Consider the following 24,453-nt stretch of genomic DNA (forward strand, 5'->3'; position numbering starts at 1 on the left):
AGTTTTTTTTTGAAAATGTGACAACGTTTTATGTATGGAACGTATCACTAAAGATATGTACTACACAACTTGTTCTTTATTCTTTCTAATATTACCTAAACCCCAACTCCAGTATTGTAAGTCTCAACAAAGTCAACAATTCGATTTTTTAATCTCTTTGAAGTAGAAGATCTTTCCTTTAATGAAGGTCTTTTATGTAACATGTCAATCAAATCATCTCGCAGTGGTTCTTTTTCAGTAAACATGTAATCTCCGATTACCTTCTCAAGTTTGTCTTTATCTAAGTTCTCTTCTTCAACTAACTTGTTAATATATTTTACTCGTTCCTTGTTCCAGAATTTCTCAAATTCTTCAGGAATGTTGTCACTGTCTTCAATATTTGGAAGGTTGTCATCAATAAAACGTTCGATGAGTTCTCGTTTACTTCTCAGATCTGATTGACCTGTAATGATTTCAATAATTTTCTTTTTCTGCGTCTCTTGTTCCTCAATTGGACTGTTTTTGAGGGTAGAAAGGAGATTAAGGATGTAGGAGACATTGATTTCATCTCTATGGATAAGTTCTAACTCAAAGTCAATATCATTAATAATGGATACCTTTTCTTTAGAATCACCTTTATGTCTATCATAAAGGTCCAAGTACTTACTCTTGTAGTCTTCAAACTCTTGACCCTCCATTTCAGTTTCTTCCATTTCAAACTGAGTAAAGGTGTTAAGAACGTTTTTCACCCGCATTAGATCTCTGAAGAGTTTAATAAACTCGAATTGATCATCCTCACTAATTAAGTCGTTGACACTGTCAACGCTGGGGGTGAGTTTTGTTAGGTTGTTATACGCATCATTAAATCTTTCTAAATAAACCTCGTAAGGTTCCATAACAATGAGATCCTTATTGTCTAAATTAGAGAACAATCGAATTGCGTCATCAGTCTGTTTCTTTAGATTTCTGAAGGAAACTATATTTCCTTGAGATTTCAACTCCCCAAAAATCCTGTTGGTTCTCGAGTACGCCTGAATAAGACCGTGAAATTTCAAGTTTTTATCAACGTAAAGGGTGTTTAATAACTTACTGTCAAATCCAGTAAGGAACATGTTAACTACCAATAGAACATCAATCTGTTTCTCCTTTACTTTCCTTGCAATGTCATTGTAATAATTGTAGTAGGATTGACTATCCTTAGTAGTGTAATTAGTCCCAAAAGTTTTGTTGTAATCCCCAATAAAGTCCTCTAAGTAATCTCTCGAGTGTTGAGTTACATATTCAGATTCAGGTTCTGCTGCAGTAGAAAACTCTTCTCCAAAATTCCCAAGGGTGTCTTTGTCCTCTTCGTTGGATTGGTAGGAGAAAATAGTTGCAATTTTTAATTTCTTGTCATTATCTAAGTCTTTTTGTTTCTCCCTGAAGATCTTATAATATTCTACCAATACCGATACGCTGGAAACACAAAATATAGAGGTGAATTTTCTATTATGGGTTTTACGGTCATGGTTGTTAATGATATAATCAACTACACCCTCTAATCGTGCGGGAGAATTCATTACCTCTGTCTCATCAATATCTTCAACATTGATATCTACAATACTTTCCTTTTTCTTAAAGGTACTTATGTACTCTACAGAGAACTTTAAGACATTATCGTCTCTAATTGCATCAGTAATAACATACTTGTGTAGACACTTATCAAACAACATGGTGGTTGTTCGTTTTCCAAATTCATTTGACCCTGCATTTTCTTCAAAGATCGGTGTTCCTGTAAATCCGAACATCTGAGAACTTGGAAAGAATTTTCTGATCTCCTCATGGGTCTTTCCAAACTGACTACGGTGACACTCATCAAAAATAAACACCACTTTTTTATCTGCAAGACCTTCAACTCTTGATTGATACCTATTTTTGGTGATCGCAGTGTTTAGTTTCTGAATTGTGGTTATAATAAGTTTGGTATCTCCCGCCAATTGATTCGCAAGAGTGTTTGTGTTGTTTGTTCCGTCTATACTTCCCTTAGAGAAAGAATTAAACTCTTTAGTTGTTTGATAATCCAAGTCCTTTCTATCTACTACAAACACTACTTTATGGACATTAGGTAGTTGCGTAAGAATCTGTGCGGTCTTAAATGAGGTTAGTGTTTTACCACTTCCTGTAGTGTGCCAGATGTATCCAAATTTATCAGTCGATTTAACACGTTCTACGATGTTTTCTGTTGCGTAGTATTGATATGGTCGCAACACCATCAATACTCTATGAGTTTCGTTTAAAACGATGTATTTGGTAATCATTTTGGAAAGGTGACAAGGTTCCAAAAAGATGTCTGTGAATTTTGATAGTTGGGTGATGAGTTTGTTGTTTTCATCACTCCAATAGAAGGTCTGTTTAAATGACCTTTCTTTGATCGGATTGTTTGCGAAGTACTTTGTGTTTACTCCATTGGAAATCACAAAGAGTTGAATGAATTGAAAGAGTCCGTGACCAGAACCATAGGAATGTCTCTCGTAACGGTTGGTTTGATTAAACGCCTCTTTGAGTTCTAACCCTCTACGTTTGAGTTCTATTTGAACAAGGGGTAAACCATTAACTAAAATAGTTACATCATAACGGTTCTCGTATTGTCCTTTTATGGTGATTTGATTGGTTACCTGAAACTCATTCTGACACCAAAATTGTTGATTGATCAGTTCAATGGTCTTAGTCTCATTCTTATCGTTGATGTAAGGAACACGATCTCTTAAAGTCTTAGACCTTTCAAAGATATTTCCTTTACTGATGTAGTTTAGAATCTGTTTGAACTCGTTATCATTGAACTTAGTTTTATTATGTTTCTCCAATTGAGATTTTAAATTCAACACCAAATCCCCCTCGTCTTTAATTGAGACAGGAGAATACCCTAAACCTACTAATTGGTCTACTAAGTTATTTTCTAATATGAGTTCAGGTTGTTTAGTCATCTACACAAACATTTTTTGAAGGAGACCTTTTTTCCAAGTCTTTGATTTTTCGATTTGGGTTTCTAACAATTCTATTTGATTTCCAATAGTTGATAAGAAACTTGATATAGTTTTCTGTTCATTTATAGAAGGTATTAAAATATGAAAACTGTCAATCTCTCTTTTTTGAATATTAGGTAATCCTGAACCTACTCTTAAATTCATGATTGATGATTCTCTAAATTTCAGATATTCAAATAAATAAACCTTTTGTAAATAATTTTGAATTTCTAAAAGAGAGTAACAATGACCCCCACACCAAAAATTGGTTTTAATATAATTTACGTATCCACAAGAATTTCCACCTTCACTTATTGTTATTGTATCTGCAACCGTATTCCATTCATCAGTATATCCTGAAGGATTTATACCTCCATTAATCGCAGGATATTCACCTGTATCGATTAACTCAGACTTATTTAACTGTTTACCTTTTTGAATTTTACAAACCTCACCCAACCTCTTCTCCTCCCAATCAGGAAAGTCGTTACCACTGTCGTCTTTGAATCGAATCTCTTGGTTGAAGATCTTTTTCATCACACCCTTCTTGTAGGTTTCCAAACGGGTCTTTTTCTTCTCTAAAAGTTCAATTCGTTTGTCTACCGCAGTCAAGAAGTCTGCAATTTTTTGTTGTTCAGGGAGGGAGGGGATATCAAATGTAATTTTTTTTAAATCTGAAGAATTAATTGCAGGATAATTTGAACCTGTGCTTCTAAGAAGAACTCTATTAACAAATTTTTCAGTGTGAAGTAATTGGTACAAAAAAGAGTTGTTTTGTTTCGATCTTAATTGCGCATAACCTGTTGATGCTACATAATCACCTTCCAAATCAAATAAGTAATTATTCTTTTGATAAGGTCTTACTGTTTGATAAATTATGTCACCGCTTTCAAGTAATCTTTGTGCTCGACTTGGAGAACCATCCTTTAGAATTTTATTTTGAAATAATAATTTTCCACTATTAACAGATTCTAAATCAATATAAACAAAACTATTTGGTAACTCCGTAGATCGAGGATTGACCTCACAAACGTTTTGTAAAACTGTTTTGTCCCAATTTTTATCAAATTCAGGAAATCGTAATCCCGGTATGTTCTTAACCTCACTCATATTAAAATGGTGTTGAGATGTTAAGTTCTTTACAGAACAATTGAATGGTTTCATTCGTTTCAGACAGGTCCTTTTCCAATAATTGAATCTCTTCTGAGACCTGTTCTAAGTCCACATCTTCTTCTTCCTCAAAAGTGTCTACATATCGAGGGATATTAAGGTTGTAATCGTTCTCTTCAATTTCTTGAAGGGTAACTACAGAACTGTATTTATCAATCGATTCACGGTTACGGTAGGATTCAACTATCAATTCTACATCTTCATTTCTTAATACGTTTTGGTTTCCTTCTTTGATAAAGTGATCATCTCCACTCGCATCTATAAAGACAATGTTGTCGTCTTGTTCTCTACATTTTTTTAAAACAAGGATACAAGTAGGAATACTCGTTCCAAAGAAGATGTTTGAAGGTAATCCAATTACTGCATCCAAATAGTTTAAATCGTTGATTAGATACTTTCTTATGACTTCTTCACTTGATCCTCTAAATAATACTCCGTGCGGTAAAACGCACGCCATAGTTCCGTTGTCTGCTAACTGATAGACCATGTGTTGAACGAACGCAAAGTCCGCTTTAGATTTTGGTGCGAGTCTACCATATTGAGAGAATCTTTCATCTGATGCGTATAATGGGTTTGCATCACTCTTCCAGTTTAAGGAAAAAGGTGGATTTGCAACAATACCCTCAAATCGTTTATCAAGGTGTTGCGGTTCCTCTAAAGTATCCTCTTGACGAATATCAAAATCACGGTAATGAACATCGTGAAGAATCATATTCATTCGTGCAAGGTTAAAGGTAGTTCTATTGAGTTCTTGTCCGTAAAATTCACCAACTTCTACTTCTCTTGCAACACGAAGTAATAACGATCCTGAACCACAGGTTGGATCGTATACACTCTTGAGTTTAGTTTTACCAGTGGTAATAATTTTGGATAGAATCTTTGATACCTGTTGAGGGGTATAGAATTCTCCCGCAGACTTTCCAGCACCTGATGCAAACTTCGCAATAAGATACTCGTACGCGTCACCTATTACATCACTCTCTACTTCATCCAATCTAAAGTCAATTTCATCTAAGTAGGTAAGAATGTTGACAATGATCTCATTTCGTGCGTTGGGAGTTCTTCCCAACTTAGTTGAGTTGAGATCCAAATCTTCAAACAGTGCGTTGAAGTCATCTTCACTTTCAGTACCTGAAGTAGATTGTTCAATGTGATTGAGAACAGATTGAAGATCATCTAAAATATAGGAATTGGTGTTCCCTCTTTTGGTAATTGAAGAGAAGAGTTCCTCTGGTTTTAAAAAGTACCCTATTGAAATAAGACTTTCCTCTTGAATTGCATCCAGAGTTTCTTGATCTTTTACCAGTTCAAAATCAGTTACAGATTCTCCCTGTAGTAGTCCATCTGCGTACAAATGTTGTTTCTCACTAAGGTACTTGTAAAAGATAAATCCAAGAATGTAGTCGCGGTAGTCATCGGGATCTACTTTTCCTCTTAGGAGGTTTGCAATCCCCCACAATTGCGCATCAAGTTGACGTCTCTGTTCTTCTGACATAGATTTTTATAATTTATTACCCGATTTTGTTATTGATTAACTGGTCGGGAGTTACTTCTAAAATTTTTGAAATTTCAAATAGAGTGCGAATAGAGGGTTGAGATTTTTGGTTACACCAATAATTGATGGTAACAACGGACACTCCCATTAGATCAGATAATTTCTTCTGAGAAATTTCTTTTTCTTCCAAAACGGATTTAATTCTATTGTACTGCATTCTCATTTGAGTTTTAACAAATATAAAAAAATTAAGGGAATTCTAATATAAGTTTTCCCTTAATTTACTGTTGTTAATTTCAACTATCTCCTTAATATTATTTTCAACTTTGTTCCAAATGTGATCTGGTACTTTTTTACGACTTTCTATAATCTCCTCCTCGGTAGTAATTGATAATAGTTGAGGATATCCTGGATACTTTTTTTGAATAATATCCTTCAACTTTTTTGTTTTACTATATCTCCAATTGTCAAATACCTTTTGTTGATATTCATTTACCACTTCAGTTTCAACAATTACATCTTTACAATTTTCAGTATTCAATTCACGATTACCGGTTGTCTTTATACTATTGTCTATTTCCCTTTTACTGTTATCAATTTCCACTTTACTGTTATCGGGTTTTTTGGGTTTCTCTTTAAACCCATCGGTTTTGTATAGGTTTTCAATAAACCCATTGGGTTTTTCAGTTTCTGCTGCTTCTTTTTTAGGTCTACCACCTTTTTTCCCATTTTCTCGATTTCTCTCAATCGTTTTTTGATATTTTAAATTGTTTACCTCCAACCCAGGTAGGACACCGTTCCATAAAAGTTTGTCATATTTTGATTCTAAAACTACTTCACCACCATCATGGTAAGAGAGTAAATTGTTAATGAATTTTCTGAGTTCGGAATCATCAAGAATATCGATTTGAGTCTTCCATGATTGATAGAATAAGAATGATTTTTTATTTTCTTTCATAATTTAAAAAATGAATCCTCAATCGAAAAAGTGAACCTTACAACACTTAATCAAATGAGGATTTTTTTAGTTTATATTATTTGATTGTAAGGTTTATATAATGGATACACAATTAAATTTTAAGAATCAACCCCTTTTGGTGTATTGCAATGTATTTATTGTAAAATACTTATTAACATGAGAGAATCACTTGATAGAAAACTCGTCGTCCGTATCACGGAAGATCAATATCGTAGACTTCAACTCAACATCGTTGAGGACAAAGTAACTATGTCTCAAGTTATCCGAGAGGCGTTGAGAAATAAACTAAATAGAATAGAAATAGATGATACGAGGAAAAGAAAATTTAGATATTAAATATTGGAGCAGACATATTCCATCAAATTTGGAAATAACCTCCTGGGAGCGAAAACAAATACGGGAGTACTTTATTGAGGAATTAGGAATGACTGATGACCTTGAGTTGGACTTTCAGTCAACTCAACTCAAATTAGTAGTTGATGTGTACAGAAGAATCAGTTACAATTTGTCGGAATAATTACTTATACCTATTTCAATCAAGAGTTAATAAAACCCTCTTTAAATTGGTTTAAATCGAGTTTGACTATATATTTCCATTTGTAGGGTTCTATACCTTGTAACGAATAAGACCCTTTTTTTTCAAAACTCTATGAATTGATTTGAACTTATCTCGCGCATAAACTTTTGCAGCGTACTCGAGAGGGTTGTTGTCGTAACCGACTTTTTTATCGTATAATTCATAAATTTTTATACCTGATTTTGTTGATACAAATATGGAATGATGGATCTCCTCAAGAAGAGTAAGTATAAATGAATGAACATTATCTAAATTTTCAAGAAACAAGGTTATGGAGTGATTTTCTTGTTGATAGAACCCTTTAAATTCATCGTTGGGAGAATAATCATAGATGACTGTCAAACCCTTAATTTGGACACCCAAATCCTCTTGAATCAACTCTAATACACAATTATAAACTTCACTTTTATATTCAGCGACTTCATCAATAGTAAAGATGTGTTGAGGGATTAATAGTTTTATAATCACTATAATCAAAGAAGCACCAGTTACAACTAAGTACCCAACCAACAATAATCCCAATATCTCACTCATTTTTTCATAATATTTTTTAGAGGGTATTGACCCCCATTATAATATCATCGTTTTACCACCATTTAAGGGGGGATGTGGGACCTGAAGGAACCCCATCCCGGGGGGAACAATATATATAGATGAACCACATTACCAGAGTCAATTCTGATGTTTCTGTGCGGATAACAATTGAAGAGATCAGATCACTGCAGGTGAGATCCTGTCCATAAATGTTATCTGCACAAATAATATCATTTTTAAACTACACCATTGAATGGTCTAAAATTGAATAGGTCTACAGTTGTACCATATTATGGTTCATTTAATTTATATAATGGTATAACCGTGATACACGAATAAGTGAATCCGCGGGGGAACTAATAATATCTACTTAGATAATACACCACCAACTAAAAGATGTAAAAATCTTACATGTATAAGATCATTCTCAATTGTTATCGGCACAGTAAATAATACCTCAATTAGGACCATCAATGCAGTTGCGTTAAATTTGTAGTAAATCAGTACTCAAAACTCGATTTGGTTGGAATATATGCACCTAACACGAATTTGAGGTGTTGTTTGAAACTTAGATATTGACACTCAAATAATTGATATTCAATATCTTATAGTGTTGAGTGAGTAGATGAAGTTACGAGTCCTTTCGTCTCCACAATTTACCCACAAACACTGAGGATTTAGTCCATTAATTTGGCACTATCCTCGGTGTTTTTTCTTCCTATCAAATAACACCCAAACTCAATGTTTACAGATCATTAGACTTAATTTAATGAGTTTTTTAATAGATTTTGTAGGGTGTTAAGATCTATAGGTCCATCCTTAGGGATCTCTACTCTTTGATTTAGTTTTTCATCCAATAACTTCATTCCCTCTTTCACATGAGAATCTTCCACATGGGTGTAATACATTAGAGATGTTGATAGTGATTTATGGGATAACACCTTTTGAAGGATTTGTAATGGAATTCCCGCTTTCATCATTATTGAACTTGTAGATCTCCTGGCACTGTGCCAGGTCACTTTTTCATAATCTTTTATTCTTGACATTGAACATATCTGTTTGATCTCATAATTGAGTCTCACGTTAGATTTCATCGGAAGTAGTTTTCCCTTTTGGATCTGAAAATCTCCATTAGTTAAAATATTTAATGATTTTAGTGCATTCGATATCAGTGGAATGGATACTCTTGATTTAGATTTTTGTCTTGTGGTTTTGATCCACATCATTCCTTCATCATCTGTATATAGATCATTTTTAGATAATTTATTCATATCAGCGTACGCAAGACCTGTATAGACAGAGAATAGAAACAGGTGTTTGACATGATAGAGTCTTGGTAGGTCTACATTTAGATTTTCTAATTTCTCAATGTCTTCAAAACTCAGGTAGTGACCTTGTTTTTGTATCATCTTTATAGAGTAATTAGAGAAGGGGTAACGATCTAAATTTCCATTGGATACTTCTAATCGAATGAATCGTGTAAACCTTTGATACGTCTTATAAACCGTATTGTGTGCAACCTTATATTTATCTCGTAACCACAGATCAAAATTCTCCATAAATTCCGAATCTAACTCATAAAGAAAGATGTCATTTCTCTTGGTGTAGTGTTTTATAAACTCTTCGACCCTGAGTTTGGTGTTTAGGTACTTTACATAAGTAGATCTTGTGTACTTGGTTGGAATCTTTTTTTCCATCTTCTCTAAAAATAAATTGTAAGACTCTATAGTTTTTAGGTTTTTGGAGAATCCGTTCTTTAATTTGTCTTTGACAGTATTTGGATTAAATGGTTTTCCTGAAACTACCAGTTCATTTACAACCCTTCGTCCTCTGGAAATAAAAGAGAGTAGGGTATCATTAATTGATTTTGAATCGGGATCAGTTCCGATCACTTTAGAATACTTTTGATTCCATTTCGATTTCACTGTCCATAGACCTGTGAACATTTGTGTTCGTTCCCCCGACATGATGATTGTCATCACAATTGGGAGTTCTCTTTTGTTGTTCGGGTTGTTTTTTAAAAAGTAGTTGAACTTGACATTACTCATAATTTCCTGTTTTTTAATAAGTTAATAACTAATTGATAAACAGTACTCTATGACCTAAAAAATCGATTTCTGTGACCTAAATGCACCTAAATTGGGAGTATTAGGTTTAGTTAGGTGCAGATATTCCAACGGAAAATCGGTTTAAAGAGACAAAAACAGGATGTGGTAAAAGATCTATGGAACACCCTACAAAATCTATTAAAAAACTCATTAAATTAAGTCTAATGATCTGTAAACATTGAGTTTGGGTGTTATTTGATAGGAAGAAAAAACACCGAGGATAGTGCCAAATTAATGGACTAAATCCTCAGTGTTTGTGGGTAAATTGTGGAGACGCCGAGAATCGAACTCGGGTCCAAACAAGCAGCTCAAAGGCTTTCTACATACTTAGTTTTTGTTTAGTTTTCATCCTAAAGCTGACCAAAAACTGCCTACTTTAAGCCTATCTTCTTTAGTTTCAAAAACCTATCGAAGTGCTAAGTTTTCTATGTTTATTTTTACGATGCCCAAAAGTGGAACGCCATAAACCAAGGCTTTCCGTGGACATAAAGCTTGCGCACCTTGTGCGCCGAGGCTAATCTTACTATTAATTCAGATTATGCAGCTAAAGCGTAGTTATCTTCGCCGTTTAAAAAGTTGAAATAAGTTTTACGAGTTATCATTTCACTCCTCGGTATGCTTACATTATCACTGACCTTGCTGTCAAAACCAGTCGTCCCCAATATGTCAAAGAATTACTTATTTATGTCAAAAAACATACCATCTAACAAAATATTAAATGAAATCTTATTCTATTTAAATAAGCGAAGGCAAATATAAAAAAATACTACTTGTAAATTACTTTTAAAAAAAGTATTTTCGCAGAAGTTGTTGTAAACTACAACATTTATAGATAAATTGTTTAATTTTAATACAAATAGAATAGATATGAAATTCGGAATTATAAGAGAACGCAAAAATCCACCAGATCGAAGAGTTGTGTTTTCACCTCAAAAATTGCAAGAATTTCAACAACAGTTTCCTCAAGCTGAAATTGTAATAGAAAGTTCTGATATTAGAGTTTTTAATGATGATGCTTATAAAAATGCAGGATTTAAAGTTACTGATGATATTAGTGATTGTGATGTTTTATTAGGAGTAAAAGAAGTTCCTATTGAAAATTTAATTCCAAATAAAAAATACTTTTTCTTTTCACACACTATTAAAAAGCAACCTTATAATAGGAAATTGTTAAAAGCAATGTTAGAAAAAAACATTGAGCTATTTGACCATGAAACTATTATAAAAGAAAATGGTGCTCGTTTAATTGGTTTCGGGCGTTATGCTGGTTTAGTAGGTGCTTATAATGGACTTAGAGCTATTGGTTTAAAGGATGGTTCTTTTACTTTACCTAAAGTTGAAAGTTTATCCGATTTAGATGCTGTAAAGGCCGAATTAGATAAAATTACATTACCAAATATCAAAATTTTACTTTCTGGTACAGGTAAAGTTGCCTATGGAGCCAAAGAAATTTTAGATCATTTAAAAATAAAAGAAATAAGTGATGCTTTATATTTAACGGCTAAATTTACTGAACCTACGTATTGTATGGTAGATGTTATGGAATATAGCAAGCGTACAGATGGTAAAGTAGGAGATAAATTTGAGTTTTATAAAGATCCTAGTGGTTATGAAAGTAACTTTATGCCATACGCTAAAGAAACTGACTTTTTTATTGCTGGTCATTTTTATGGTGATGGAGCTCCTTACTTATTTACTAGAGATGATGCTAAAAAAGAAGATTTTAACATCAAATTTGTAGCAGATATTTCATGTGATGTTGACGGACCTGTTGCTTCAACAATAAGACCTTCAACAATAGCAGATCCAATATACGGTTATAATCCTGTAACAGAATCTGAAATTGATTTTAAAGATGATGATGCTATAGTAGTTATGGCTGTTGACAATTTGCCTTGTGAACTACCTAAAGATGCTAGTGAAGGGTTTGGTGATATGTTTTTAGAACATGTTATTCCTTCTTTTTACAATAATGATAAAGATGGTATATTAGCCCGCGCTAAAATGACAGAAACCGGAAAATTAACCAATCGTTATTCCTACCTTCAAGATTTTGTAGAAGGAAAAGAATAATAACAATACTATTCCCGCTGCAAAGCGGGATTTTTTTATGCTACCTGACAAACAATTTTTAATTGATACTGCAAACATGAAAATGCCTTTTGGTAAATATAAAGGCACTTTTTTAATTGATATACCTGAGTATTATTTAGTGTGGTATAAGAACAAAGGTTTTCCTGCAGGAAAATTAGGAAAAATGATGGCGCTTGTTTATGAATTACAACTTAATGGATTAGAAGATATTTTAAGAAAGATTAGAACCTTCTAATTTTTTCGTTTTTTCTAAATAAAGAACAGTAGCTATACCTAGTGTATACGCTATTAGATCACCAATACTAAATGTTGCTCCAAATATTATAGTTGCTAATTTATTGTTTTGCATCCCTATATATTCTAAAAAAAAGGTTAACTGTAAAAACTCAACTAAAAAAGAAAAAAGTAATACTCCTATTCCTATTGTTATATTTGAGAAATTGGAAAAAGCTTTCATCAAATAAAAGAGTAAAATCACTACCAAAAAGTCGCCCAATGTGTGCCTTATAAAACCAGAAGTTTGAGCTATTAATAGCTCTACTATAAAAACTAAAACAGCTTTCTTAAAATAATTTAAACTAATATTCATTTATAAAGTTTTAAAAGTAAAGTACCATACCCAGTATGGTACTTTATTATATTCATTAATACCTATAGCTTGTTAATCGTTTTGCCAATCAATTTTTCTTGATGCATACATTACGGAAGCTAAGATTATAAATAACCCTACACTACCAACCAATAATGCGTAGTTTTCTAATTGGATAATGATGTAAATGAAGGTATATAAAATAACAAGGGAAGCTCCAATAAATAATGGGAACTTAATATTTTTTAAAATAGATTTAGAATAGGCTGTTATTACAGATACTACTGAAATTCCTGCTATTAAATATGCCTTAAAAAAACTACTATGCTCAGATATTGATATTAACAATGTATAAAACATAATTAATGCGATACCAATCATTAAATATTGAAATGTATGTATAGATATTTTACTCATGGTTTGAATTAAGAAAAATACCAAAAAGGTTAACCCAATAACCAAAAAACCATATTTAGCTGAACGTTCACTTTGTTGATATTCATCTACAGGAATCATGAAATTAACTCCAAATGCATATTCTTTTAAATTAGGCAACCCTTTAAAAAATTGTTGTGGGTATGGTCTATTTATTTCAAGTACTTTCCATTTAGCATTAAACCCAGTATCAGATATTTTATCAGAATTATAAGGTAAATATTCTCCTAAGAAATTAGCGGTTTTCCAATCGGATCTTATTTCAATAGTAGTTTCTTTACCAACAGGTATAAAACGAATTTGTTTACTCCCATTTATGTTCATATCTAAACTAAAATTTACTTCTTTTTTTAAAGGTATATCCTCTAATTTTAGATACTTGCTTTCTAACTTATGCAATTTAACATGTTTAGTATATGATTTAGCAGAATTATAAGTATCTCTTTTTGAACTGAACGCATAAGTACTATTATTCAGTTTTAATTCTACAAGGCTATTTACACCTTTTAAATTTGAAGTTTTAATTATTAATTTTGATTTTTCCCAAATTATATTTTCAGGTTTTATATCTAATTCACTAAAGTCTGGTTTTACAAAACTTCCTGAAATTGCTATTGAGCTTTTATATACTGCTGTTTTATAAATTCCTCGTTTTTTTTCTTCAGGATTAATCGTAGATGCTACATTTAGTTTTTTAGGAAAAAAATAAGCGTATTTTATATTCTCTATGCTTTCTTCACTGTTTTGTTGGGTTGCCGTGTTGAATATATTTTTAACTTTATACGTTTTGTAGGGCACTTTTAATATTGGACCATACAACAATACTTCTTTACCCCATTTTTTATTGATTTCATTAACTACTTCCTGTTGCCTTCCCATACGTTCATAAATCAAGCTTTTAATAAAGGATAAAGGAATTAATAGAATTACTATTAATAAGCCAATCATTAACATTCTTGCCGTAATTGAGTTTTTTAGCCATTTGCCAAATTTCCCATTTTGTTGATTTGATATTTCCATTTTCATCTTTTATTTAAAATATTTGTTATTATATTCTCCAATTTATCTAAGTAACTAGTCATCTTTTTTTTATAATAACCTGAGTTTAATTAATAGCTGTTTATTACAGCACAGTTCTCTTTTTCAATTCACTATACATTTTACGAACTCTTTTATTAAACTCAGGATATCCATAGCAATCTCCCCCTATTATTCAAGACATTTACAACAAAAAAAATACAAAGGACTTTGAAATACAAAGTAATTATTCAAAAAAAATACTACTTATTTTTTATTAATTTTTCTAATGCGCTTATGTGCTTTTTAAATTCTAATTTTCCTTTTTCAGTAGCATAATACCTTGTATTAGGCTTTCTTCCTATAAATTGTTTTTCAATTCTTATAAATTCAACTTTTTCTAATGCTTTAGAATGACTTGCTAAATTTCCGTCTGTAGCTCCTAATAACTCTTTTAAAGTTTTAAAATCTGCATACTCATTCACCATTAGAACTGACATTATACCTAGTCTGATTCTATGATCAAAAGCTTTATTTATATTTAAAATAATATTTTTCAAAAAAACTATTTTTTATCATATTTATAATACATTAAAGTACCGTAAATAATGTGCATTACTCCAAAACCTAGTACCCAAAACCAAAATCCGTATCCAGGAAAAATAGCACTAATTAAACCTAAAACGATTTCAGTTAAACCTAAATATTTAACGTAACCCAATGTATATTTTGATGCATTGAATAATGAAATACCATAGAAAAGTAACATTAAAGCTCCAGATTGTCCATAACGCCCCTGACTCAAAACTATTATTACATATATACCACCCGCAACTAAAGGCACTAAAAAGTTAAATAATAATCTTCTTGTAGTTGGATCCCATATTTTCTCTTGATTTTTCTTTGCCTTTTTTGTTGTTAAAAAAATGGCAGTTCCTACACTCAAAATCCCAATCAATAAAAGTACAATACTTAATAACTGAAATACTTTTCCATCTAAAGTTAAATAGCCCCTTCCATTAATATTCACTACCCAATAGGCATATCCTGCACCTAATAAAGCATATATACCAGCTAAAATACCAGAAAGACCACTTAATGAAATAAAACGTGATGATTTATTCATTAAATTTTTAATTTCAGATATATCTTTTAAATATTCTTCTCTACTCATTTTTTAAAGTACTTTGAACCACAAAGTAAGTATTTTTATTTCATTATAACAAATATTTTTTTTCAAAAAATCAAAAACTGAAAAGAGTTATTCTACTAATACTTTGTATTGCATTACTAGCTCATTATTTACATAAATATTTAAGTTGGTATTTTCTTTAGGCTTTTTAAAATAAATTCGACTTGTAGAATTAGTATTCTTAACATGAGGAACTCTTAGATATTTATCATTAGAATACGTGTATAGTATTGAAGCCTTTTTATCTATTCCTTTAAGTTTTAAATATAGTTTTTCTCTTTTTTTAACTTTAATCTCTCCTAATTTTGGAGTGATGATTTCAATATTTGATGTTAAAAAAGAGTCATGAAAAAAAGGATCATTACAAAACTCTTTTAAAGGCTTTTGTTTTAAATACTTTCTCCAAAAAACTTTAGAAGGAAAGTGAGTTAATCTAAGTTTATCTTTATTCACATCAAAAAAACTTACATCTAAATATTTTTGCCAAACACCTCTATAATTATACCCTGCTCCATATGTTAAATCAATAAGTTTCCATTCATTTTCTACATACACCGCATTCCAAACATGGTTTTTATTAGAAACTATCTTACCAATTTGTTCTACGGATGATCTAGTATATCCATAAATTAATTCATTTTTAATTTTAAGGGCATTACAAACCTTATTAAACAATAATGCATATCCTAAGCATACTGCTTTTTTCGTTTCAAATGCTTCTACTATGGTTTGCCTATTTTTATAGTCCTTTAGTCTTTTAAGGCTTTCTTTATTCTGATAAATCAAAAATTCAGGAGAAAATAATACATTTGAATTTTCATAGGCTATGTTTAAGGCTATCCAAGTATATACTGCCCTTGCCTTCTCTATATTAGTTTCAAAATCGTAATCTATTTTTTCAACTAAATGATTTATAGATTTTATATTGTTATATGAGTGAATAATTTTATCAACCTTAGTAAGTTTTACGTCAAATACCCCCTCTTGCGAAAAGATAAATGTTGATACGGTGAAAAGTAAAAAAGTAATTAGTGATTTTTTCATAACATCATTTTCAAATAAATATACAAATTAATATTCAACTGAAGTAAAACCTAATACAGTACCTTTCTTATTAAATTTATGCAAAGTAAAATCTATTAGAAAACATCTAATATTTAATCTTATATAGCAGTTCTATTTAAGCTTATATTCTAAATTAATTTGTACTCTATATAAATTTTACCGTCAACAACTAAAAATAACTTGTTACAATTTTTTGTAGGTGTAATTTTAATATAACCAACATCATTTTTATAAATAAGACTTGGTTTTTTTGCAAATCTGTAACTACTTAATCCACACAAAACAGTTTGAAAAGACGAAAGGTTTTTTACTTTTAAAAGTACAGTATTTTTCGTTTTAATAATCCCTTTTAAAGGCCCTAATAACTCTAAATTAGTTTTTAAAAAGTCAGAGGAATAAATTGGCTGATCATAAAATTCTTTTTTTGAAAGCTTCATTCCAAACAACCATTTTTTATCTTTTGGGTAATGCGTTTTCAAATAATGCTTTTTAGGAAAGTTAAAAAAGTATTCATTAAAATTTGGTTGCCATCTTCCATTTATCACTGCTCCTGATGCCCAAGTAGCATCCATAAGAACCCATTTATTATTTATTTTAACAACATTCCAAGCATGGTTTGGTACATTTAATTTTTCTCCTATATCATAAATAGAATTTCTTACATACCCCTTTATTACTTCATTTTCAAAACCTAAATAACTAAAAACCTTGGCTAAAGTTTGTGCATATCCTTCACAAACTCCTTTGTTTGTTTTTAATGTTTTTGCAACAATACTATCTTTAATGGCTTGTATTTTCTGTAATCTGTCTTCTTCATTTTTATAACTAAAACCAATTCTTTTTTGAGACTGATTTTGATAAGCAGACAGGTTATATTTTATATTGTTAGATACCCAATAAAACACAGCCTTAGCTTGACCTTCTTTAGAAGAAAAATCTTTTGCTACTTTTTTAGCAAGACGTTTAGCTGTTATTTGTTTAGGGTATTTTTTTAGCTTCTCATTAATTTCTTTAAAGTTTTGAGATGTAACATTAAAAGAAATCAATAAAATTAAATATAAAAAAAGTTTGCGCATATTATATTAAGGGATTATAATTTTAACTAACTAACCAAAAACTATGCCTACAATTTAATAATTGTTTTTCTAATAGCAATTAAATTAGTTAATAATGCCTCTAAATATTTTAAATCTAACATATTTGCACCATCACTTTTAGCATTTGAAGGGTCAAAATGAGTTTCAATAAAAAGCCCATCTACATTATTTACAACACCTGCTCTTGCTATTGTTTCAATCATATCAGGTCTACCACCAGTTACTCCACTTGATTGATTTGGTTGTTGCAAAGAATGTGTAACATCTAATACGGTAGGTGCATATTCTCTCATTGTAGGTATCCCTCTAAAATCAACTATCATATCTTGATAACCGAACATAGTACCTCTATCAGTTATCCAAGCGTTCTTATTTCCAGAATCGTGAACTTTTTTTACTGCATGTTGCATTGCTTCTGGGCTCATAAATTGCCCCTTTTTAAGATTTACAACTTTACCAGTTTTTGCAGCAGCTACCACTAAATCTGTTTGTCGCACTAAAAATGCAGGTATTTGTAAAACATCAACAAACTCTGCTGCTTTTTCGGCATCAGATACTTCGTGAATATCGGTAACAGTAGGTACATTAAATGTTTCAGAAACTTTACGTAAAATTTTTAATGCTTTCTCATCTCCTATTCCAGTAAAACTATCAACTCTACTCCTATTCGCCTTTTTAAAACTCCCTTTAAATATATAAGGTATCTCTAACTTGTCAGTTATGGAAATTACTTTTTCAGCAATTCTTAAAGCCATATCTTCACCTTCTATAGCACAAGGTCCAGCTAAAAGAAAAAAGTTATTTGAATTACTATGTTTTATATTAGGAATATCTGATAAATGCATATTAGTTATTTATTTAAAAACAAAAATAAGAAATTAAATTAGCTATATTTAGACTTTAAAATCAATTTAACATGAATAAAAAACCAATATTCCTTTTAGCATTAATTTTCTCGTTTATTTCTTGTAAACAAACAAAAAATATTAAACGAAATAACACAAAAGTTACTCAAAAAAAGAATATTTCAATAGATTCTTCATTAGTACGTAAACATTTATATACATTATCCTCTGATGAAATGGAAGGGAGAAAGCCTGGAACAGAAGGGATGGAAAAAACTACTGTATATATTGAAAACGAATATAAAAAAATAGGCTTAAAAACTTTTGGTGACCTTAAAAGTTATCGTCAAAACTTTACTCATAAAGGAATTAAAATGAGTAATATTATTGGTGTATTGGAAGGAAAAACTAAGAAAAATGAATTTGTTATTGTATCGGCTCATCATGATCATTTAGGTGTTAAAAAAAGTGGAGATGGTGATCGCATATTTAACGGTGCTAATGATGATGCTTCTGGTGTAGTTGGTGTTTTAACTTTAGCTGAATATTTTGCAAAAAGTGATACTAACGAACGTAGTATTTTATTTGTTTGTTTTACAGCTGAAGAAATGGGGTTAATAGGGTCTACATACTTTGGTAAAGGAATTGACCCAACTAAATTTGTTGCTGGAATTAACTTAGAATTAATAGGAAAAGAACCAAAAACTGGTCCAAAAACTGCTTGGTTAACTGGTTTTGATCGCTCTAACTTTGGTAAGATCATTCAAAAAAACCTTGAAGGAACTGACTATAAATTATTTCCTGACCCGTATCTAAAGTTTAACCTGTTTTTTAGATCAGATAATGCGTCCTTAGCTCGCTTAGGAGTTCCATCACATACCTTTTCAACAACTCCTATTGATATAGATCCAGATTATCATAAGGTTTCAGATGAAGCAGAAACTTTAAATGTTGGGGTTCTAACAGAAACTGTTAAAGCAGTAGCAAAAGGTACTGAAAGCATTATTAATGGTAAAGATACACCTACAAGAGTTGTTATAAAAGAATAGTCCTGTACAATTACATAAAACCCTGAAATAATGAACGTTATTCAAGAATTAACAGAAAAATATAATGGGAAATATTCAGAAGAATCAACTATAAATGTAAACAGTCCGATTGGAAAATACGTTTATAAACCAAAAAGTGGCATTATAGAACTTGATGGAACTAAAATAAGTATTAATTTAAATGAAGTTGCTGGAGCAATGCCAGTAACTGAACCGTTTCGGATTACTTTACATTTGGATAAAACTTACGCAACTGAATTAACAATATTCCCAATTGATTCGTGGAATAAATTTCTGAATTTCATTATACCGCAACGAGGAAAGTTTGTTCATAAGTCGCTTGTAAAACAATTTTTGTTTCGAGGAAATATAGACTTGATAAAACAACTCGCAATTGATAAATTCTTTTGTAACGAAATTTTAAATGACAAAATTTATATAAAAACCGGAGTTAAGACAACCACCCAAATTACTTTAACACCTGAATATGGAATTAAAGACATTAAACAACTTGAAAAATATGTTTCTGTACTAAAACGAATTGAAAATAAAATAAAAGCGTCACACAACAATTTATATTCGTAAATACTGTGGACTCAACTATCTTCTTATCAAATTCACTCGGAATAACTAAAAATTAATACTAAACCGAAAAAAGCATTAACCCTTACTGAAAATCAAGATTTTACAAAACCTATATAATTTCTAAACAATTATTAAAAAGCAAGAATGATTTTCTTGCTTTTTTTGTTTCCTTAACATTAAACTAATGATAATTTAATAATTCAAACAACACTATATTGACAATTACTCTTAAATTTTATTAATTTTTTACTACATTCGCTAAAATTTAATAACAAACCCTTCAAATTATGAAAAAAAATCTTTTAAGTATTGGGATAATCTTTATGATGTTCTCTTGCTCTACAAACGATTCATTAGAAATTCAAAATCAAGAACAAAAAGAGTTATTATCAAAAACAGAAATTAATAGTGTTATCAAAAAATCTTTAGAAACTAAAGGAGATTTTATATGGTCAGACCAAGATGTTCATACCATATGGAGTGCTATTAAACATGGAAATAACCTTTTAACTATAGGTTATGGAAACTCAAAAAACAACTATCAAAGAAGTTCAACTTCTCAAAATATAAAAAATCAAATCTTAGCTTTAGTTAATAGTATAGAAAAAACTGCTTCTAAAGGGAAGAATGAGATTTTTGCTGATGAAAACATTAATGTTATTGATCTTAAAGTAACAAACAAAGAAACTATTAAAGTTTTACTAAACGATAAACGAGTTCGATATATAGAACCTGCTGATTATAGTTTTTTTAGTACTTCTAGCCAACAAAGGTCTAGTTCTTCTGGAGGTTCTGGTTGTGGTTATAACCAATTAACCTTAAACTCTAATGATTACCGAACTGTTACGCCAGGAGCAAGAGTACCTTGGGCTTTTGATGCTCATAAAATACCTCAAGCTTGGAATTACAGTACAGGTTCAGGAGTTACCGTAGCTATTATAGATTCAGGGTTATCACCAGAACAAAAATGGATGAATCAATATTTTAATGATGGATATTCTTCAGGTAGATCGGTACAGAAATACGGAACTTTTGTAGATTCATGGTGGGCATGGTCAAACAACTATGATGGTGTTAACGACAAATGTGGACACGGAACTAAAATGGCCGCTGTTGCTACTGCTCCAAGAAACAATGACAACCTTCCTGTTGGTGTTGCTTACAATGCTAATTTAGTTAGCTATAGAGCTGTTGAAAATGTTTTAATAAATGATTATCATGAAAAAAGAGGTATTGCTGAAGCTTTAACTGCTCTAGGTAACAGAAGTGATGTAAAAGTAATTTCAATGTCTATTGGTTCTCCTTTTAGTATTGGTAGAGTTGAAGATGCTGTAAAATATGCATACAATAGAGGTAAAATGATTTTAGCTGCTGGTGGTACATCTACTTCATTTACTACTTGGTATGGAGTAATTTTCCCTGCTAGCATGAATGAAACTGTTGCGGTTACTGGTGTTAAAGAAGGTCAATATAGTAAATGTGATGTATGTCATTCTGGTTCTAAAATAGACTTTACTGTACAAATGCAAAGAAGAAATGGAACTGATAATAAAATACCAGTTTTAAGTTATTATAACGGTAAAGAAAACTATGTTGGGGGATCATCAGTAGCAACTGCTACAACTGCTGGTATTGCTGCTTTAGTGTGGGCAAAACATCCAGGTTGGTCGCGTGCTCAGGTTTTACAAAAAATGAAAGAGTCTGCTGATTTTTACCCTAATAAGCATTCTGAATATGGATACGGAAATATTGATGCTTTAAAAGCTGTTCAATAAATAGATTAATCAACTAACTAATTTTTGCAAAAGCTTCGTTTATTCGAAGCTTTTTGTATTTTTATAAGGTATAGTTTTTGCTATTCTTTTATTAAAAATAACATCATGAATAAATTAAAATATCTCTTTCTATTTCTTTTTATAAGTTGTTCTACTAGTAGAGTAGTATATGACTACGATAGCAAAACAAACTTTAAAAAGTACAAAACATTCAATTTTTTTGAAGACGCTGGTAAAGGACTGAATGAATTAGATATAAAAAGAGTTACACAAATAATTACAGAAAACTTAAACATTAAAGGAATGAAAATTTCTGAAACTCCTGATTTTTACGTTAATTTCTTTTCAAAAGAAAGAGAATCTGCTAATAGAAATACTATTGGAGTAGGAATTGGTGGTGGAGGAAATATCGGCTTTGGTATTTCTGGTGGAATACCGATAGGTAGAAAAAAAATAAACCAAATACTTACCATTGATTTTGTTGAGGCAACATCAAATGAGCTAATATGGCAAAGTGAAATAAACAGTGAAATAAATGAAAGAGCTTCACCTAACGAAAAGAAAACACACTATTCTCAAATAGTTAAAAAATCTTTTACAAAATACCCTCCAAAAAAATAGCATGGCTTACGATACGTTTTTATCTGACAGAATTTCTCATTTTTTTCAAAACGAAAATGTTTTTTTTATAGAAAAGAAAATGTTTGGGGGACTCTGTTTTATGATTAACGATAAAATGTGTGTTGGAGTTATTAAAAATGAAGTCATGGCTCGGATTGATCCAGGTATTTATGAAGAATCCTTAACAAAAACAGGATGTAATACCATGAATTTTACAGGAAAACCAATGAAAGGCTTTGTTTTTTTGTCTAATGAAGCCATTGATTTAGACGAAAACTTATATTATTGGTTACAGTTAGCACTTGATTATAATCCAAAAGCAAAATCGAATAAGAAAAAACTTTAAAATAAAAAAACGGTAGAAATTTCTTTCTACCGTTTTTTTTAAAATATATACAACTAATTAATAGTTTAACTTCTTAAGGTAATCTAACTTTAATTGCCAAATGTCTAACTCATCTTTGAATTTCTGAATTCCATTTCGAACATTTTTCACTAAAGGATTATCTTCAGTTGCATTAGAAATAAAACTCAAATTGTTTTCTAACTGCTGCATTTCACGAACATTCTCATCTATTTTTCTTCTAATAAATAATTGTTCGCTATCTAATTTTCTATAATCTTTTTGAGTTAAATATCCTTCAATAACATTTTTAAACTTCATTATTTCTATATCTGCTCTCCCCATATTTAAATTATTAAGGTGAGTATCTATAGCTTTGTTAAATTTTTCGTTTAAATGTCGTGCATTTTTAGGTAAAACCCCTAATTCTTTCCATTTAGAAATAGATTCTTTTACCTCATCAAGCGTTAAATTTTCTTTAGCCTTTATTTCTTCGATAAATTCTTTTTTACCTTCAACAACAACTAATTGTTCTTTATTTAATTCATTTTTACGCTCGTGAAGTCTATCAAAGTAATGATTACAAGCCCCTTTAAAACGCTTCCATATTTCATCAGAAAATTTTCTAGGAACGTGACCTATTTTTTTCCAATCAGATTGTATACGTTTCATTGTATTTGTAGCAGTATCCCAATCATCACTATCTTTCAAACTCTCAGCTAACTCTACTAATTCTATTTTAAGCTTTAAGTTATTACTTTGCGCTCCTTTTTCTTCTTTATAAAAAACATTTTTTGAAGCATTAAACTTCTTAGTTGCTGCTTTAAATTGTTGCCATACCGCTTCACTTTTACTATATGGAAGCTTTCCTATGTCGAAATACTTCTTTCTTAAAGCTTCAATTTCAACAATGCTTTTTTGCCAATCATTGTGCGTTTTATTATTAGAAGTATCATAAGCATTAATTTCCGCTACAACTTCTAATTTCGCATCAATCATTTCTTGATGTTTTGTTCTTAAAACTTTAAAATGCTGGTGGCGCTTATCATGTATTTTTTTTGTAGCCTCACTAAATTTACCCCAAACATCTTCTCTATGTTCTTTTCCTACAGGTCCAATTTCTTCTTTCCATAAACGATGTAAATCTTGTAACTCTTTAAAAGCTTCGTTTATATCATCCTTTTCATTTAATGCCTCAGCTCTTGCAATTAATTTTAACTTCTCTTCTAAATTATGTTTAAAATCAAGCTCTCTAAAATCTTTATTTAAGTGTAGTAAATCATAGAATCGCTCAACATGATGATGATACGTTTTCCATGTATCATTATACTTTGTTTTAGACACTGGTCCTATTTCTCTCCATTGCTTTTGAATTGCTTGAAAATCATTGTACATTGTTTTTACATCACCACTTTCAATTAATGTTTTTAATCCTTCAATTAAAACATTTCTTTTTTCAAGATTCTCTTTAAGCTTCTTCTCTAATTGTGAATAGTAAGCATCACGTTTCGTTTTATACTCACCTAATAATTTATTATAAGCTGTTTTTACTGGGCTAGAAAATTGAAAATCTATTGAGTTTCCTCCTTCAGACAAAAAAGCTTCTTTCTTTTCAGCTAATAATTTACCAAATTTAGCATTGAACGAATTTTTAATTGCATCAACGTTATTTTTTAATTGTTGAACAGGATGTGCTTTTAATAGTTTCTCTAGTTCTTCAACCAATTTATCTAGCTCCATAGTTGCATAATCAAGCATTGGAATTTCATGCCTTTCTTCTGCCTTTTCTGATTCTTGAGCTACTTCATTTTCAACTTCATTAACAGCCTTATCTGTTTCATTTACGGTTGTACTCTCTTCATTTATTGGTTGTTCAACCTGTTCTTCGTTGTTTTCTAACAT

General features: G+C 30.8%; 22 protein-coding genes and 1 other RNA gene. 7 read left to right on the forward strand and 16 right to left on the reverse strand.

Features of this window, described 5'->3' with window-relative positions; genetic code table 11:
• Positions 1-95 precede the first annotated feature (95 nt).
• The 8 genes from BLV71_RS02350 to ssrA all read right to left on the reverse strand — a co-directional run bounded on the left by BLV71_RS02350 (position 96) and on the right by ssrA (position 10,504).
• Entirely contained in the window at positions 96-2,942 is a 2,847-nt protein-coding gene (locus tag BLV71_RS02350; RefSeq protein ID WP_093868988.1) for a type I restriction endonuclease subunit R, read from the reverse strand.
• Entirely contained in the window at positions 2,943-4,145 is a 1,203-nt protein-coding gene (locus BLV71_RS02355) for a restriction endonuclease subunit S (RefSeq protein ID WP_093868989.1), read from the reverse strand.
• On the reverse strand, positions 4,093-5,646 hold the full coding sequence (locus BLV71_RS02360) for a type I restriction-modification system subunit M (protein WP_093868990.1): 1,554 nt from the start codon (positions 5,644-5,646) through the stop codon (positions 4,093-4,095). Before BLV71_RS02360 ends, BLV71_RS02355 begins: the two co-directional genes overlap by 53 nt.
• A 16-nt stretch (positions 5,647-5,662) precedes the next feature.
• Positions 5,663-5,869: a helix-turn-helix transcriptional regulator gene (locus tag BLV71_RS02365; RefSeq protein ID WP_369813886.1), complete on the reverse strand. Its 207-nt coding sequence runs from the start codon at positions 5,867-5,869 to the stop codon at positions 5,663-5,665.
• A 36-nt stretch (positions 5,870-5,905) separates the two neighbouring features.
• Positions 5,906-6,604, reverse strand: coding sequence for a DUF6291 domain-containing protein (locus BLV71_RS02370; RefSeq protein ID WP_093868992.1), 699 nt, complete (start codon positions 6,602-6,604; stop codon positions 5,906-5,908).
• Between the two features lie 628 nt (positions 6,605-7,232).
• On the reverse strand, positions 7,233-7,736 hold the full coding sequence (locus BLV71_RS02380) for a hypothetical protein (RefSeq protein ID WP_093868994.1): 504 nt from the start codon (positions 7,734-7,736) through the stop codon (positions 7,233-7,235).
• A gap of 761 nt (positions 7,737-8,497) precedes the next feature.
• Entirely contained in the window at positions 8,498-9,784 is a 1,287-nt protein-coding gene (locus BLV71_RS02385) for a site-specific integrase (RefSeq protein ID WP_093868995.1), read from the reverse strand.
• Between the two features lie 325 nt (positions 9,785-10,109).
• Positions 10,110-10,504, reverse strand: a transfer-messenger RNA (tmRNA) gene (ssrA, locus tag BLV71_RS02390).
• A 207-nt stretch (positions 10,505-10,711) separates the two neighbouring features.
• Here ssrA and BLV71_RS02395 point away from each other — a divergent pair.
• Positions 10,712-11,917, forward strand: coding sequence for an NAD(P)-dependent oxidoreductase (locus tag BLV71_RS02395; protein WP_093869221.1), 1,206 nt, complete (start codon positions 10,712-10,714; stop codon positions 11,915-11,917).
• A 37-nt stretch (positions 11,918-11,954) separates the two neighbouring features.
• Positions 11,955-12,173, forward strand: coding sequence for a DUF3820 family protein (locus tag BLV71_RS02400; protein ID WP_093868996.1), 219 nt, complete (start codon positions 11,955-11,957; stop codon positions 12,171-12,173).
• On the opposite strand, the gene BLV71_RS02405 is transcribed toward BLV71_RS02400, so the two are convergent.
• The 7 genes from BLV71_RS02405 to kdsA all read right to left on the reverse strand — a co-directional run bounded on the left by BLV71_RS02405 (position 12,150) and on the right by kdsA (position 18,178).
• Complete coding sequence (locus tag BLV71_RS02405) at positions 12,150-12,527, reverse strand: ribosomal maturation YjgA family protein (protein ID WP_093868997.1); 378 nt, start codon at positions 12,525-12,527, stop codon at positions 12,150-12,152. The two genes, BLV71_RS02400 and BLV71_RS02405, sit on opposite strands and share 24 nt — an antisense overlap.
• Positions 12,528-12,599: 72 nt before the next feature.
• Complete coding sequence (creD, locus tag BLV71_RS02410; RefSeq protein ID WP_255405089.1) at positions 12,600-13,982, reverse strand: cell envelope integrity protein CreD; 1,383 nt, start codon at positions 13,980-13,982, stop codon at positions 12,600-12,602.
• 260 nt (positions 13,983-14,242) lie between these two features.
• A complete protein-coding gene (locus tag BLV71_RS02415) occupies positions 14,243-14,539 on the reverse strand; it encodes a winged helix-turn-helix domain-containing protein (protein WP_093868999.1) in 297 nt (98 codons plus the stop codon).
• Positions 14,540-14,544: 5 nt separating this feature from the next.
• Positions 14,545-15,153 carry a hypothetical protein gene (locus BLV71_RS02420; protein WP_093869000.1) on the reverse strand — a complete coding sequence of 203 codons (609 nt, stop codon included), beginning with the start codon at positions 15,151-15,153 and terminating at the stop codon, positions 14,545-14,547.
• A gap of 87 nt (positions 15,154-15,240) precedes the next feature.
• Positions 15,241-16,215, reverse strand: a complete 975-nt coding sequence (locus BLV71_RS02425; protein ID WP_093869001.1) for a transglutaminase domain-containing protein — start codon at positions 16,213-16,215, stop codon at positions 15,241-15,243.
• 149 nt (positions 16,216-16,364) lie between these two features.
• On the reverse strand, positions 16,365-17,312 hold the full coding sequence (locus tag BLV71_RS02430) for a transglutaminase domain-containing protein (protein WP_093869002.1): 948 nt from the start codon (positions 17,310-17,312) through the stop codon (positions 16,365-16,367).
• A gap of 47 nt (positions 17,313-17,359) precedes the next feature.
• Complete coding sequence (gene kdsA / locus BLV71_RS02435; protein ID WP_093869003.1) at positions 17,360-18,178, reverse strand: 3-deoxy-8-phosphooctulonate synthase; 819 nt, start codon at positions 18,176-18,178, stop codon at positions 17,360-17,362.
• A gap of 71 nt (positions 18,179-18,249) precedes the next feature.
• Between kdsA and BLV71_RS02440 the strand changes: the two genes are divergently transcribed.
• The 5 genes from BLV71_RS02440 to BLV71_RS02460 all read left to right on the forward strand — a co-directional run bounded on the left by BLV71_RS02440 (position 18,250) and on the right by BLV71_RS02460 (position 22,554).
• A complete protein-coding gene (locus tag BLV71_RS02440) occupies positions 18,250-19,227 on the forward strand; it encodes a M28 family peptidase (protein ID WP_093869004.1) in 978 nt (325 codons plus the stop codon).
• A 30-nt stretch (positions 19,228-19,257) separates the two neighbouring features.
• Positions 19,258-19,812 (forward strand): hypothetical protein, encoded by a 555-nt coding sequence (locus BLV71_RS02445; protein WP_093869005.1) that lies wholly within the window; start codon positions 19,258-19,260, stop codon positions 19,810-19,812.
• Between the two features lie 287 nt (positions 19,813-20,099).
• A complete protein-coding gene (locus tag BLV71_RS02450; protein WP_093869006.1) occupies positions 20,100-21,587 on the forward strand; it encodes a S8 family peptidase in 1,488 nt (495 codons plus the stop codon).
• Between the two features lie 105 nt (positions 21,588-21,692).
• Positions 21,693-22,208, forward strand: coding sequence for a DUF4136 domain-containing protein (locus BLV71_RS02455; protein WP_093869007.1), 516 nt, complete (start codon positions 21,693-21,695; stop codon positions 22,206-22,208).
• A 1-nt stretch (position 22,209) separates the two neighbouring features.
• Positions 22,210-22,554: a TfoX/Sxy family protein gene (locus BLV71_RS02460; protein WP_093869008.1), complete on the forward strand. Its 345-nt coding sequence runs from the start codon at positions 22,210-22,212 to the stop codon at positions 22,552-22,554.
• A gap of 57 nt (positions 22,555-22,611) precedes the next feature.
• Here BLV71_RS02460 and BLV71_RS02465 read toward each other — a convergent pair whose 3' ends face one another.
• Positions 22,612-24,453 (reverse strand): DUF349 domain-containing protein, encoded by a 1,842-nt coding sequence (locus tag BLV71_RS02465; protein WP_093869009.1) that lies wholly within the window; start codon positions 24,451-24,453, stop codon positions 22,612-22,614.

Origin of the sequence: Tenacibaculum sp. MAR_2010_89 (assembly GCF_900105985.1) — a bacterium.
Classification (GTDB): Bacteria; Bacteroidota; Bacteroidia; order Flavobacteriales; family Flavobacteriaceae; genus Polaribacter; species Polaribacter halocynthiae.

Coding starts and splice junctions, on each gene's coding strand:
- BLV71_RS02350 (WP_093868988.1), bottom strand. CDS start 2,942: ATGACTAAACAACCTGAACTCATATTAGAAAATAACTTAGTAGACCAA.
- BLV71_RS02355 (WP_093868989.1), bottom strand. CDS start 4,145: ATGAAACCATTCAATTGTTCTGTAAAGAACTTAACATCTCAACACCAT.
- BLV71_RS02360 (WP_093868990.1), bottom strand. CDS start 5,646: ATGTCAGAAGAACAGAGACGTCAACTTGATGCGCAATTGTGGGGGATT.
- BLV71_RS02365 (WP_369813886.1), bottom strand. CDS start 5,869: ATGAGAATGCAGTACAATAGAATTAAATCCGTTTTGGAAGAAAAAGAA.
- BLV71_RS02370 (WP_093868992.1), bottom strand. CDS start 6,604: ATGAAAGAAAATAAAAAATCATTCTTATTCTATCAATCATGGAAGACT.
- BLV71_RS02380 (WP_093868994.1), bottom strand. CDS start 7,736: ATGAGTGAGATATTGGGATTATTGTTGGTTGGGTACTTAGTTGTAACT.
- BLV71_RS02385 (WP_093868995.1), bottom strand. CDS start 9,784: ATGAGTAATGTCAAGTTCAACTACTTTTTAAAAAACAACCCGAACAAC.
- BLV71_RS02395 (WP_093869221.1), top strand. CDS start 10,712: ATGAAATTCGGAATTATAAGAGAACGCAAAAATCCACCAGATCGAAGA.
- BLV71_RS02400 (WP_093868996.1), top strand. CDS start 11,955: ATGCTACCTGACAAACAATTTTTAATTGATACTGCAAACATGAAAATG.
- BLV71_RS02405 (WP_093868997.1), bottom strand. CDS start 12,527: ATGAATATTAGTTTAAATTATTTTAAGAAAGCTGTTTTAGTTTTTATA.
- creD (WP_255405089.1), bottom strand. CDS start 13,982: ATGGAAATATCAAATCAACAAAATGGGAAATTTGGCAAATGGCTAAAA.
- BLV71_RS02420 (WP_093869000.1), bottom strand. CDS start 15,153: ATGAGTAGAGAAGAATATTTAAAAGATATATCTGAAATTAAAAATTTA.
- BLV71_RS02425 (WP_093869001.1), bottom strand. CDS start 16,215: ATGAAAAAATCACTAATTACTTTTTTACTTTTCACCGTATCAACATTT.
- BLV71_RS02430 (WP_093869002.1), bottom strand. CDS start 17,312: ATGCGCAAACTTTTTTTATATTTAATTTTATTGATTTCTTTTAATGTT.
- kdsA (WP_093869003.1), bottom strand. CDS start 18,178: ATGCATTTATCAGATATTCCTAATATAAAACATAGTAATTCAAATAAC.
- BLV71_RS02440 (WP_093869004.1), top strand. CDS start 18,250: ATGAATAAAAAACCAATATTCCTTTTAGCATTAATTTTCTCGTTTATT.
- BLV71_RS02445 (WP_093869005.1), top strand. CDS start 19,258: ATGAACGTTATTCAAGAATTAACAGAAAAATATAATGGGAAATATTCA.
- BLV71_RS02450 (WP_093869006.1), top strand. CDS start 20,100: ATGAAAAAAAATCTTTTAAGTATTGGGATAATCTTTATGATGTTCTCT.
- BLV71_RS02455 (WP_093869007.1), top strand. CDS start 21,693: ATGAATAAATTAAAATATCTCTTTCTATTTCTTTTTATAAGTTGTTCT.
- BLV71_RS02460 (WP_093869008.1), top strand. CDS start 22,210: ATGGCTTACGATACGTTTTTATCTGACAGAATTTCTCATTTTTTTCAA.
- BLV71_RS02465 (WP_093869009.1), bottom strand. CDS start 24,453: ATGTTAGAAAACAACGAAGAACAGGTTGAACAACCAATAAATGAAGAG.